We start from the raw sequence: 13,349 nt of genomic DNA on the forward strand, positions 1-13,349 counted from the left end.
GGATTGGGGTTGGGGTTGGGTACTGGGGGTTGGGTACTGGGGGTTGGGTACTGGGGGTTGGGTACTGGGGGTTGGGTTTTAGATTCCAAGACCTAATATAGTGTTGACTAATCGAAATATTCACGATGGGTTGCCGTTTTCCTAAATCTGTACGAATCGTCTGATTTTTTCTTTCCTAGCTACAAAACAGCATTCACTGATTTGCCGATCGGAAGAAATTGATCTCCAATTTCAACGTCTGGTAAAAATCTAATTCTATTTTTTAAGAGGTTACTGCTCTGATCAATAGACTGTTGTGAACCTCATGTTGACTGTCCTTTTTGCCATGTAATAAAAACTAAGATTTAGCAGGTGAAATCATTTTAGCCTTTCTGGGGTTTATAGTATATTCGTAAATAGAAATTTACAAGCAAGTGCCGCATAAGGCGGTAGTTCTTTTACATATTGAAAGTTACCCGCTTGAGTCTAATCTCGTTTTCTAAATCCAACACTTAAACCATTACCGAGCGAAGTTTGCTACCAAAACCGGGCCTCACCCTAGCTTTTTGTTAGGGCAATCTGTTTTTACAGGTTGTTAACAGTGGAGGGTTGCGATGGCGTAACAGCTCAAATCCTGTTTATTCTGGGATTTAGTAAAACCGACAGGCTCAAGTTGGGTTTTTTTCCAAACTTTCTTCTCTACTTTCTTGTAGTCGCTCCCCTTCTCGCAAAGCCTCATTTACCGAAACTCGTTCTCCATCTACTTTCGCAACTACAAAGGCATCTTGAATTCCCATTTGTTGAATATCTTTCTGAAAGGCTAAAGCTCTGGGCAAATCCCGAAACTTACCCAGCGTATACTGATCCAACGGTCCGTTATAGTCAATATTCATTTTCACCAAATCTTCCTGATAATTAGCCAGATCGAAGTTTTCAAATGCTCCAATTTGCACTTCGTAAAAAACACCAGTGTAGTAGGGAGATAACTCCAGCAACAAATCATTTACCCGGTACAAACTATCAATTTGCTCTTTTAAATAATGATTGTGGGCCTCGGCTCGTTGTAAGGACTTCTGTACCTGTGGCCAACGACCGAACACGGGGGTAAAGAACTCAATGAATATTAGGTAACCTATCAATAAAAAAATTAGGCCAGCACTCAACATTAAGCCTTGTTTAAGCAACTTATTATGTCGCTGCACCCGGCTTTTCTGTTTACTGACCTGCTGAAACTGTTCGGCGAGCGTTTCCATACACGAATTAAACTATGTGGTTGATTGCTGGACCTCAGCAGATTATCGGATAAATTTACGCTTCTATTGGGATTATCCGAACGGACTTTTATATTTGTCGCAGAAATGAATACGCAAATCAACATATTTACCGCATGGTGGTGGCACGCAAAAAACTTCTTCGCGTGAATCAGAGGTAATATATTGTCAAAATAATTTAATAATAGCCTACTGTTTACGCAGTGGGCTTTTTTTTTACAAAAACACAACGATATATAGATATGAACACACAACAAACCTCGGATGCTTTTCAACTAGTAACTCGTTCGGAACGATTATTAGCTGATACCGTAACTCCCGTCAGCATCTACCTAAAACTCAGAGATCGTTATGAGAACCCTATTTTACTGGAAAGCTCGGATTACCACAGCAGTGATAACAGCTTCTCCTTCATTTGCTGTCAGCCTATTGCTTCCTTTTCTGTAAATCAGGGAGTAGTTTCTCAGCACTTCCCTGATGGAAGTAATAATTCTCAGTCAGTAGAAAATCCGCAAAAGGTGGTTGAGATGCTAGCTCAATTTGCCCAGCGGTTTAAAAGTGAAGAAAACAACGATCGCTTCACTACCAATGGCTTATTCGGTTATATGGCCTACGATGCCGTACAGTATTTTGAAGAAGTTGATCTTTCTTCGGAAGAAAAAACACACTACAACATTCCTGAAATTCACTACGCAGTATACCGCTACGTAATTACCGTTGACCATTTTCGGAATGAATTGTATGCTTTTGAACATCAGTACGAAGAAGCTAACGAGGAAAGTGGTTTAGCCAATTTGCTCTCACTCATCAACAATAAAAATATTCCCAGTTACCAATTCAAACGTAGTGAAGCAGAAGGCAGCAATTATACAGATGATGAGTTTCTAGATATTATCCGCAAAGGGCAAGATCACTGCTTTCGGGGCGATGTATTTCAGATTGTGCTATCAAGGCGGTTCCAGACTGCCTTTAAGGGTGATGAGTTTAATGTGTATCGCACCCTACGATCAATCAACCCCTCACCTTACTTATTCTACTTCGACTACGGTAATTATAAATTATTCGGCTCTTCACCCGAAGCTCAGATTGTAATTAAAGGGAATACTGCCAGTATCTATCCTATTGCGGGCACGTTCCGGCGTACTGGCAACGACGAAGCTGATGCCCAACTAGCTCGGGAGTTGATGGATGACCCTAAAGAGAATTCGGAACACGTAATGCTAGTTGATTTGGCTCGTAACGATCTGAGTCGAAACGGCGATGATGTGACAGTTGAGACCTTCAAAGAAGTTCAGTATTTCTCCCACGTCATTCACTTGGTATCCAAAGTAACCGGAACGCTTTCGGAGGGCACATCGCCCATTCGGGTGGTAGCCGACACCTTTCCGGCTGGAACACTTTCAGGAGCACCCAAGCATATGGCGATGCAACTGATTCATCGCTACGAAACTACCCAGCGGGGCTACTATGGTGGAGCTCTTGGATTTCTTGGTTTCAACGGCGACTTCAATCACGCCATTATGATCCGATCCTTTCTTAGTCAGGATAATACTTTATACTACCAAGCTGGTGCCGGAATTGTAGCTAAATCAGAAGTTGAAAAGGAGCTACAAGAAGTAAATAATAAGCTAGCAGCTCTGAGGAAAGCACTGGAGTTGGCTGAGGGGATTTGAAATTAGAAAATTGCAGATTGAAAATTGAAAATTCTTAAGAATGGGATTTACAATTAATCAGGTAGTTCCTTGGGGTAGAAACTTAGAAGAATACCAACGTATGTTTGCTCTTACGTCGGAGGATTTAAATAAAAGAATTATCAGTTGTGGAGATGGCCCTGCTAGTGTAAATGCTGAACTTTTCTTGATGGATAAGAAGTATACTTCACTAGACCCTATTTATCAATTCTCTGTTCAGCAAATTAAGGAGCGAATAGGAGCAACCGCAATAATTATTGAAGAGCAGCTAGTTAACAATCGAAATGATTATAAATGGGATTATTACCAATCGCCCAAGCAGCTAGTGCAGGTTCGGCTTAAAGCTATGAACCACTTTTTACTGGATTTTGAACTGCATAAGAACACTGATCGCTACGTAACAGGAGTACTTCCTGATCTATCTTTCACTAATCATTCGTTTGATTTAGTTCTCTGCTCTCACTTATTATTTACCTATTCAGAACAGCTAGATGAAGAATTTCACCAAAAGGCTGCTTTAGAAATGTGCCGAGTCAGTAAAGAAGTCAGAATATTTCCTCTGCTGACAAGTGGTGGTGAAATTTCGCAACACTTGGATAGCTTAATAAATCATTTAGAGAATCGAGGAATATACACTGAAATACTGGCCGTTGATTATGAGTTCCAAAAAGGCGGTAACCAAATGCTAAAATTAAAATCATGAAGATACTGGTATTAGATAATTACGACTCCTTCACCTATAATCTGGTGCATATCCTTCGGGAGCTAGGGATGGAAGAACAGATGGATGTCATTCGAAATGATAAAATTTCAGTGGAAGAAGTAGATCGCTATGACAAAATTCTGCTTTCCCCTGGGCCGGGCATTCCCGAAGAGGCTGGTATTATGATGGATGTAATTAAAACCTACGCTCCAAGTAAAAGCATACTGGGTATCTGTTTGGGCCATCAGGGAATAGCCGAAGCTTTTGGGGCGGAGCTGTATAATATGCCATTAGTGCTGCACGGCTACGGCGATAAAGTTTTTATTGAAGATGAAGAAGAGTATTTATTTGAAGGATTACCTAAGTCGTTCGGAGTGTGTCGCTACCATAGCTGGGCGGTAGTTGCCAATTCAATGAATGAGAATTTAATGGTAACCGCCCGCGATATTAAAGGAGAAATTATGGGGTTGCGCCATAAGCAGTACGATGTGAAAGGGTTACAATTTCACCCCGAATCAATTCTAACCGAACACGGGAAAGAGATGATTAAGAATTGGTTAGATGGTTAAATTGCTAAATGGTTATGAGCTAAATTGCTAACGCTTAACTCGATAAATTTAAGTAAAGTCAAGTTATGGAAAAGAAGAAATTTCTTAAGCTTAACGATATTGAATCTTAACCGAGTTGCCTTTCATTTAAGTAGTCAAATTTGGGAAACCGTGACTGGCTGGGATCATTTCAGTAAGAATACACTCGGACAACAGTTCGTTCGGGCGGTTGATTCGATTTCCGCTAATATTGCCGAAAGGTTTGGACGTTGCGGAAAGAAAGATAAGATTAAATTCTACCGCTATGCCTTTGGTTCAACGTATGAATCCCTAGATTGGAATGAAAAAACCAAGGTCAGAAAATTAACTAGTCTAAAGCAGTATCAAGAATTTTACACTGATTTGAAAAGAATGCCTAAATTAATCAATACACTCATCAAAATAACTAATACCAATTTATCAACTTAGCAATCAGCAATCAGCAATCAGCAATCAGCAATCAGCAATCAATCTATGAAATCCATTCTTAACGACCTTATCGAGTATAAATTATTAGACAAACACGCGGCTAAAGAAATTTTAGTCCGGCTGGCTCAAGGAGAATTTAACCAGAGTCAAATGGCGGCTTTCCTTACCGTTTTTCTTATGCGGAGCATTACTGTAGAAGAATTAGAAGGATTTCAGGAAGCCATGCTGGAATTATGCGTTCCATTAAATATTGGTGAGTACGATGCCATTGACCTTTGTGGTACTGGGGGCGATGGAAAGAACACCTTTAACATTTCTACAACGGCTTCCTTTGTGGTAGCCGGAGCGGGACAAAACGTAGCTAAGCACGGCAACAATGGGGTTTCTTCAGTCTGTGGCTCATCTAACTTACTTGCGTATTTTGGCTACGAATTTACGAACGATACTGATCAGCTTAAGCGGAGCTTAGACCAAGCGGGCATTTGTTTTTTACACGCCCCCCTCTTCCATCCGGCGATGAAAAATGTTGCTCCGGTGCGCCGTGAACTGGGTATGAAGACCTTCTTCAATATGCTCGGCCCGATGGTGAACCCTTCTTTTCCCAAAAAGCAGCTAGTCGGAGTATTTAACTTAGAACTAGCTCGGCTGTATGCTTATTTATTCCAAAAGAGTGATAAGCAGTTTGTCATTCTACATTCCTTGGATGGCTACGACGAAATTTCACTGACCGGACCGTTTCGCATGATTACCAATTCCGGTGAATATATGCTACACCCCAACGATCTGGGATTTCAGACTCATGCGCCAGAAGCACTCTACGGAGGTGAAACGGTAGAAGAATCAGCAGAAGTGTTTCTAACTATTCTCAGCGGGAAGGGAACATTAGCGCAGCAGCAAGTAGTTTTAGCCAACGCCGGAATGGCTATTCAATGCGGAAACCCTTCACTTACGCTGAAGGAGAGCATCAATAAAGCTCGAGAATCACTAAAGTCAGGTCGAGCCCTGAGAGCTTTTCAGAAACTAGTTGATAAACCGGCTTTTCCCTAGTGCTTTATTGGCTCACGAATGATTTAGTATTTCCACCTGTTGATTATGCTGAAGATTGGGGTGGTTTAGCACTAGGTGGAGATCTCTCACCGCAAAGATTGTTATTAGCCTACCGATCTGGCATTTTCCCTTGGTATGATAAAGACCAACCAATCATCTGGCACGCCCCCGACCCACGCTTTGTACTTTTCCCCAAAAAGTTACACATCCCCCGTAGCTTAAAGCCAACGTTGAACCAGAAAAAGTTTACCATAACCTACAATCAAGCTTTTCGCGAAGTAATTACTCACTGCCAACGGGTAAAACGCCCCGACCAGCCCGGCACCTGGATTACCGACGAAATGCTAGAAGCGTATTGTGAGTTGCATAAATTAGGGCGCACTCATTCCGTGGAAGCTTGGCAGCAAGACAAATTAGTAGGCGGATTGTACGGTATCTCTTTAGGAAAAATATTCTTCGGCGAATCTATGTTTTCTCAAGTAAATAATGCCTCAAAAGTCGCTTTTGTTACGCACGTTTTAGATCTAACCCAAAAGGGTTTTTTATTAATTGATTGTCAGGTACACACCCCCCACTTGGAACGTTTCGGTGCAGAAGAAATACCCCGCTCCCAATACATGCAAATTCTCCACGAAGCACTAGAGTCTGATAGATAGTATAGTCTATAAACTGAGTTCTTTTACTCTATCAAAGATAGTTGGACATTCTCTAAACAATAGAACGATGAGATAGAATATTGTTCAATCACTCGATCGGTTATTTATTCATTCTATCTATTCTATAGCTAAATATTACCTACGACAGCTTTTACTTAAATCATATCACGAATGCATGTGTTAACTTCGTAGATTTATTCCTACTTGAATCGCACTATTCTTAGTTAGTGAATGCCTATAGTTTCCAAAGCATATATATCCAACGCTCTTTCCTCACAGGTACTGGATAGTATACCGTTGCCTACTATGTTAGTGGATGCCGAAGGTAGAATAGAGCAAGTCAACCAACTTGTGTGTGAATTACTTGAAGAAGAAGTGGGTCATCTTACGGGACGCCCTTTTCTACAAGGCTCCTGGCTTTTAATCCACACGGATAATAGCGTATTGCAAATGCCGGAGGAGCTGCTCGCGAATACAGTTCAAGCTCAAGAAGCTATTAATGGAGTAAGAATTGGTCTTATTCTCAAGAAAAATACGATTTGGCTATCTTTTCATGCTAAGCCACTGCTTTCTGAAGCAAATGATTACCAAGGCTCAGTGGTTACTTTTACGGATGTGACAACCAATACTAATACAGAACTAAATGCTTCCCAGCAGGCGAGCCGATTAAGTTCGGTACCAGAACACCAAACAAACTATATTATCCGTACTGATCTGGAAGGAAACTTCTTGTACCTAAATCAGGCGGCTCGGACCCAATTTGACCGAGAGGGTGAAGATGAAGACGTATTTCGGTCATTAAACTATCTTACTGATTCTAAGTATGCCATATCATGCATTAAAGCTGCTGCGTATTGTGTTGATCACCCCGGAAGCTATCGCCATATTGAAATAAGATGCTACAACAATAAGCGAGAGTATTTTTGGACTGCTTGGGATTTAGTAGGCATTACCGATGACACTGGAGATGTGGTGGAGATACAGGCGGTAGGCGATGATATTTCGCAGAAGAAACGTATGGCTGACCTGTTAGGTGAAACCAGCCAGATGGCCCGTATTGGTGGTTGGGAAATTAGCAGTTTCTCCAAACAAGTTAGTTGGACACCTGAAACCTACCGCATTCACGACATTGCTGAAGGAACCCGTATCTCACTACGACGTGCTATTCAATTTTTTCAAGAAGATCACCAACCCATTGTACGGCGGGCGTATCGCGAGCTAATTAGTAATGGTGAACCTTTCGATCTCAGCCTGAAAATGTATACTGCCCAACAACGAGAGTTATGGGTAAGAATAATTGGCCAGCGAGAAAGTGTCCACGGAAATTTTGTACGCGCCTACGGAGTTATCCAAGATATTACTGAGGCGCAACTCTCTAAAGAGAGAGTCGAGCACCGCGAGTGGTTATTTCAGTCGGTGTTTAATAGTACAGCTGATGCACTGTTCATTATTGATCAAGAGCATAAAATCATTAACTGTAACCAAAGTGCTTTACGTATTCTCGATATCGACCATAAAGAGGATGTGCTGGGTACTAATGCCACTAGCTTTCAGAAGGTACCATTTCCCGCTGAAGAAATTGCTTCCATCCGGAAAGCTATTGACGAAACTGGACTATGGACCAGTGAGGTTGAGTTTATATCAACTAAAAATAGAGTCTTTTGGGGCAGCTTAGCAATTACTACTTTTCCTGAAATGGGCTACGGGGTAGTACGGCTGACTGATATTACCGATAAGAAGAAAGCCGAAGCGCTATTATTAGAAAGCAATCAGCATTTAACGAAAGCCAACCAGGAGCTAGACCGTTTTGTATACAGTGCTTCACACGATCTTCGGGCCCCGCTTACCTCAATACTAGGGCTAATTAGCCTAGCTGAAACAGAAGAAGGCCTCGACGAAGTACAGGCGTACCTTCAGCATATGAAGAAGAGTGCTCATCGGTTAGACAACTTTATTAAAGACCTTATCTACTTTTCGCGAAATGCCCGGTTGGAAGTAGTTGCAGAACCCATTGATTTTAAGGAATTAATTAATGGAATATTTGAACAGTATCAGTTTATGGACTACGAAGTTCCAGTAAAAACTTCGTTAGAAGTTAACCAACATTGTACCTTCTTTACTGATCAAAGTCGGCTAAATATTGCTTTAGGTAATGTCATATCCAATGCTATGAAGTATCGCATGAAGCGATCCAACGAAGAATCCTACGTGAAGGTAAAAATAGAGGTTAGTAAGACGGAGGCACTAATCTGCGTAGAAGATAATGGTATAGGGATTCCTGATAGTCATCAGGCTAAAATTTTTGAGATGTTCTACCGCGCTGACGACCATAAGCCAGGGTCAGGATTAGGGCTATATATTGTTAAAGAAACTGTAGAAAAACTGAGAGGCTCAGCAGAGGTATATTCCAAACAAGGTCAAGGAACCAAGTTTACATTACGCCTGCCTCAACTTCCCTCTTGAGGTTAGTTCTTAGGCAGAAATACTTCAGCCATCATACATCGGGCACTACCGCCCCCACAGGCTTCAATGGTATTTAGTGGACTATGCACTATATCCGTGTATTTTCTAATCTGCTTAACCTGCTCAGAACGAAGTGACTGATACGCCTGTTCGGACATTACGAGTAGTCGCTTACCCTGCTGGTTTCTAACTTGCAGCATATTTCCCGCAAAATAGTTGCACTGCTCTTCGCTGATAAATACCACGTCTTTTCCCGTATCTCGGATAATTTTCACGATGTCTTTTTGCTCCCAGGTATTTTTGAGTGCATCGGCACAAAATATAGCAAAATCCTTCCCGATGCTCATCATCACATTAGTATGATAAATCTCGGCAAAGCCATCCTCAATCATTTGAGATGCAATAAATACGATGGGCCGGTAGCCAAATTCTTGACAAAATTCTGAGAGCAGGGTAAGATTTGTTCGAGGCGATACACAAGCGTAAGCCATTCGGTTTTCGCGATCTAATACCATACTGCCGGTGCCCTCAAGAAATTTTTCTTCCGCCTCAAAGTACGAATAATCAATCTTCCGACGAATAATATATCCGTGCTCCTTAATTAAGTTTGATAGAATATCATCACGACGTTCTTTGCGACGGTTAGGAGCCCACATAGGATACGTAACCACAGTGCCATCTTGGTGAAACGAAATCCAGTTGTTGGGAAATATTGAATCGGGCGTTTCCTTTTCGGCAGTATCATCAACGGTAATCACATTTACCCCTCGCTGCTGAAGAATGTTCACAAATTGGTTAAACTCACTTAACGCTCTACGCTGAATTTCTTCCGGAGCTACATCGCTCAACTCTCGTTGGTAATGGTTGTTTTCAGCCGTCTCCACATTATACCCAAACTTTACAGGCCGAATCATCAATAATGTGTCCGTAAGTTGTTGATTATCTTTAGTCATCGTTAGAATGAATAGTAAGTAATGATAGATGAACAATGAGTATCAGTCATTATTCATTCATCACTAATCATTAAGTGAGAACTCTTACGTCATCGCGGAGCAAAGGCATACTCATGCAGTGGGTTCCACCACGAGCGCGCGATAGTTCTCCGGAAGGAAGCAAAATTAGCGTATCGCCGGTCACTACTTCGTCTACCGACTTTCCTTGCTCTACCTGCTCAATAATTTCAGCGGATCGCATTACGGCAAACCCTCGTTTTCGAAATTCTTCCTCTGTTTTAATATTACGGTCGTAGCCGATAATTACCCCTTCGCGCACCGCCAGAAAATTGCAGGCATCGGTCCACTGTTCGCGCTCGCTGTACGGAAACTTCCCACCCGCACTAGGAATTATCTCACACCGGGTGGCTCCAAAATCTTCCCGACTAATCTGTTCTAGAAGATCATCCAGGTAATCCATTCGGTTGGTTGATATGCCGTACGAATGGCCTGCTTCTGCTTGCCGGATAAATTGAATTACCTCCACATCGTGGGTTATCCGATGTTGTTCTTTGTTATTAATAGCCCCGGCAACATCAAAGCCTCGGTTGTGGTTGATCTCCTCCTTCGTAAACGGGCTGAACACGATCCAGGTATCACGTTTCACCTGGGTAAAAACCGTGTCGATGTGCATGTACGCCCGACGACGGGGAATCTTAACCACCGAGACTTTTTGTATTAAGTTACGTTGGAAGAGCTTTTTTACTAATTGTTCTACCGCGGGTAACGAAGTGCGCTCACTCAACCCTACCAGCAAGTGACCGGGGCTGATCATCATCACGTCGCCACCCTCAATGGTCACTACCTTCTGTTGAGTTTCTTCTTCACTGGAAATATAAAAGAGATTGGGCTCTTGCAACTCAATTACCTGTTGAGCTAGCTCATCGGGTTCCTGGCTGGTTTTCTGTCGTAGTAACTCAAAATGAGCAATGTATTTGAATATCAGTGCTTCCCGGTCGCGGGCATTTTCGTAAGGTTTGCTTAATAAAATATGGTCGTGAATAGTAATACCAATATCGCGCGTGAAGATCAGATTAGGCACGGGCGGAAACAAGATAATTTCTTGTCCTTCTTGGTTTAAAATTCCGGTAATAAGCAAGGAAGCCAGTAGTTCAGGAGGCATACCCAGCATTTCTTTCTGGGTACGTAGGCCGCATTTCTCGATAGCACAAACCGAGGGTACTAAGAGATATTTGATATCTTCGTGCCGAAGAATTCGCGCTAGCATTTGCTCCACATTCAGTACCTTATTGGAACCGAAGCGATTACTTTTTACTGAGGCCTGATAGTCAGCATCATTGACTTTGCCCTGTATTTGATCAGGATCAAGAAAGCACAGCAGTACCCGTAGATATTCACTGTATTCCTGCTGCATCTTTTCTAGGTAGACAATATCGTCGTACAGCAATTGATCTTTGATGCGGGGAACAATTTTACCAATACCAGCATCAGGACTATGAATGAGTAGTCGCTTTAAGCGGCCAATTTCAGATGTAACGTAGATATCGTGGGTCATACGGCAAAGGTAATGAGTAATGAGTAATGATTGGTGACTCAACTGAAGTTATTAGCGAAATCCAAACCTCTATTTCAATAATAATCATTATTCGATAATCATCAGTCATTCATTTATTCTATCATTATCTTAGCAAAATCATCTTAAACAAAACAATGAGCATTCTGAATACCATAGTGGAGCGAAAAAAAGAGGAATTGTTTGAGCAGAAAAAGCGTCTGAGCCCGACCGAACTAGAACAAAGTCCCTTCTTCAACCGGAAAACATTTTCCCTATCCCAGGCTTTGCGAAATGCTAATCCCGGTATTATCGCCGAGTTCAAACGAAAGTCACCATCTAAAGGGATTATCAATGATCAGGCCGATGTAGCTGAAACTACTCAGGGTTACGTGCAAGCGGGGGCAGCCGCACTTTCAGTACTCACTGATGTCGATTTTTTTGCGGGTAGCGATGGAAACCTTTGCGTTGCTCGGGCGCAAAATCAGGTGCCTATTCTGCGGAAAGATTTTACCATTGACGAGTATCAAATCACCGAAGCCAAGGCACTAGGGGCCGATGCTATTTTGCTGATTGCGGCCATCCTTCCGCTGCCTCGGATACTAGTTTTAGCTCAGCAAGCCCACCAACTAGGCTTGGAAGTTCTTCTAGAAGTACATACTGAAACTGAGCTACAACAAACCGCACTAAATGAATTGATTGCGCCTTTTATTGATGTAGTGGGAGTAAATAATCGTGACCTAAAAACTTTTGAAACCTCTATTGAAACTTCCATTCGATTAGCTAAGTTGATGCCCGAAAATCTGGTAAAAATCTCAGAAAGTGGTATTAATGATCCAGCCAATATTCGAGCGCTTATGAAGCACGGCTACCAGGGCTTTCTTATTGGCGAGCATTTTATGAAGCAACCGAACCCCGCCCAGGCCTGCGGTGATTTTATTCAAGCGATTAAAACTGCAATAGGATGATGCTTAAAATATGCGGAATGAAATACGCTGATAATCTACTGGAAGTAGCGGCACTCCAACCCGATTATCTGGGCTTTATCTTCTACGAGAAGTCGCCTCGCTACATGGCTAACACTCTGTCTCCGGAAGAAGTGATGGCGATTCCTGACCGAATTCAGAAGATTGGTGTATTTGTGAATGCTACCACTGATTTTGTTATCAGTGAAGCCCAGCGTTTTGGCTTGAATGGAGCCCAGTTGCACGGAGATGAATCACCCCAGCAGTGCCAGGAGCTAAAAGAAGCTGAATGCCTCGTTATCAAGGCATTTCGGTTGGGAAATGATAATTTTGATTTTTCTCAGCTAACCGCTTATGAAGATTACGTTGACTATTTTTTATTTGATACGCAAACCCCAAACTACGGCGGCTCAGGCCACTCGTTTAATTGGTCGCAACTTAAAAAATACGCTCTCGCTACTCCTTTCTTTCTTAGTGGCGGCATTAGCCTAGATAATATTGAGGATGCCCTACAATTAGATCATTCCCAGTTAGCTGGTTTGGACGTGAATAGCCGTTTTGAGACTGAACCTGGTCGTAAAGATATAGCTCAGTTGCAGAAATTAGTAAGCAAAATACGTAGCATTCGCTCCGAAGGATAACAAGTAATTAGCACTATGCTAGTTACTCACTTCGTAAGCTCTTCACCGGATTGGCCAGGGCGGCTTTCACCGTTTGATAACTTACCGTTGCAATAGTAATTATCAATGCACCTCCGGCCGCGGCCCCAAATACCCACCAATTCAGATCGGTGCGGTAATCGTAATTTTGCAGCCAATCGCGGGCAAAATAATAGGCCAGCGGAATGGCTACCAGGCAGGCAATCAGAATCAAGCTTAGAAAATCTTTAGAAAGTAGCTGCCACAGATTGACTACCGAAGCTCCCAACACTTTGCGGATACCAATTTCTTTTGTCCTTCGTTCCGCTACAAAAGAGGCTAGTCCAAACAAACCTAAGCAACTAATGAAGATGGCAATCATAGCAAAGAAACCTGAAAGTTTACCTACTCGTAC

13 protein-coding genes are annotated in these 13,349 nt (G+C 42.2%); 9 read left to right on the forward strand and 4 right to left on the reverse strand.

Annotated features, from left to right (window positions below):
- Nucleotides 1-647: 647 nt before the first annotated feature.
- Entirely contained in the window at nucleotides 648-1,232 is a 585-nt protein-coding gene (locus tag WBA23_RS15810) for a hypothetical protein (protein ID WP_424583254.1), read from the reverse strand.
- Nucleotides 1,233-1,492: 260 nt separating this feature from the next.
- Between WBA23_RS15810 and WBA23_RS15815 the strand changes: the two genes are divergently transcribed.
- The 7 genes from WBA23_RS15815 (at nucleotide 1,493) to WBA23_RS15845 (ending at nucleotide 8,826) form a co-directional block, all read left to right on the forward strand.
- Nucleotides 1,493-2,923 (forward strand): anthranilate synthase component I family protein, encoded by a 1,431-nt coding sequence (locus WBA23_RS15815; protein WP_424583255.1) that lies wholly within the window; start codon nucleotides 1,493-1,495, stop codon nucleotides 2,921-2,923.
- 40 nt (nucleotides 2,924-2,963) lie between these two features.
- Nucleotides 2,964-3,644: an SAM-dependent methyltransferase gene (locus tag WBA23_RS15820; RefSeq protein WP_424583256.1), complete on the forward strand. Its 681-nt coding sequence runs from the start codon at nucleotides 2,964-2,966 to the stop codon at nucleotides 3,642-3,644.
- Nucleotides 3,641-4,213 carry an anthranilate synthase component II gene (locus tag WBA23_RS15825; RefSeq protein WP_424583257.1) on the forward strand — a complete coding sequence of 191 codons (573 nt, stop codon included), beginning with the start codon at nucleotides 3,641-3,643 and terminating at the stop codon, nucleotides 4,211-4,213. The genes WBA23_RS15820 and WBA23_RS15825 overlap by 4 nt, the downstream gene beginning before the upstream one ends.
- 150 nt (nucleotides 4,214-4,363) lie before the next feature.
- On the forward strand, nucleotides 4,364-4,660 hold the full coding sequence (locus WBA23_RS15830; RefSeq protein ID WP_424583258.1) for a four helix bundle protein: 297 nt from the start codon (nucleotides 4,364-4,366) through the stop codon (nucleotides 4,658-4,660).
- A 45-nt stretch (nucleotides 4,661-4,705) separates the two neighbouring features.
- Entirely contained in the window at nucleotides 4,706-5,707 is a 1,002-nt protein-coding gene (gene trpD, locus WBA23_RS15835) for an anthranilate phosphoribosyltransferase (protein WP_424583259.1), read from the forward strand.
- Entirely contained in the window at nucleotides 5,707-6,363 is a 657-nt protein-coding gene (gene aat / locus WBA23_RS15840) for a leucyl/phenylalanyl-tRNA--protein transferase (protein WP_424583260.1), read from the forward strand. The genes trpD and aat overlap by 1 nt, the downstream gene beginning before the upstream one ends.
- Before the next feature lie 231 nt (nucleotides 6,364-6,594).
- The gene (locus tag WBA23_RS15845; RefSeq protein WP_424583261.1) at nucleotides 6,595-8,826 is read left to right on the forward strand and encodes a PAS domain-containing protein; all 2,232 of its coding nucleotides are present in this window, start codon (nucleotides 6,595-6,597) and stop codon (nucleotides 8,824-8,826) included.
- A gap of 2 nt (nucleotides 8,827-8,828) precedes the next feature.
- Here WBA23_RS15845 and ctlX read toward each other — a convergent pair whose 3' ends face one another.
- Both ctlX and WBA23_RS15855 read right to left on the reverse strand, forming a co-directional pair.
- Entirely contained in the window at nucleotides 8,829-9,779 is a 951-nt protein-coding gene (gene ctlX, locus WBA23_RS15850; protein WP_424583262.1) for a citrulline utilization hydrolase CtlX, read from the reverse strand.
- Between the two features lie 70 nt (nucleotides 9,780-9,849).
- A complete protein-coding gene (locus WBA23_RS15855; protein ID WP_424583263.1) occupies nucleotides 9,850-11,334 on the reverse strand; it encodes an arginine deiminase family protein in 1,485 nt (494 codons plus the stop codon).
- A gap of 155 nt (nucleotides 11,335-11,489) precedes the next feature.
- Between WBA23_RS15855 and trpC the strand changes: the two genes are divergently transcribed.
- Nucleotides 11,490-12,299: an indole-3-glycerol phosphate synthase TrpC gene (gene trpC / locus WBA23_RS15860; protein WP_424583264.1), complete on the forward strand. Its 810-nt coding sequence runs from the start codon at nucleotides 11,490-11,492 to the stop codon at nucleotides 12,297-12,299.
- Complete coding sequence (locus tag WBA23_RS15865; RefSeq protein ID WP_424583265.1) at nucleotides 12,296-12,937, forward strand: phosphoribosylanthranilate isomerase; 642 nt, start codon at nucleotides 12,296-12,298, stop codon at nucleotides 12,935-12,937. Before trpC ends, WBA23_RS15865 begins: the two co-directional genes overlap by 4 nt.
- Nucleotides 12,938-12,959: 22 nt before the next feature.
- Here WBA23_RS15865 and WBA23_RS15870 read toward each other — a convergent pair.
- A partial coding sequence (locus tag WBA23_RS15870) for an ABC transporter permease (RefSeq protein WP_424583266.1) occupies nucleotides 12,960-13,349 on the reverse strand: 390 nt, incomplete at its 5' end.

It is taken from the genome of Tunicatimonas sp. (assembly GCF_049647865.1).
GTDB lineage: Bacteria > Bacteroidota > Bacteroidia > Cytophagales > Cyclobacteriaceae > Tunicatimonas.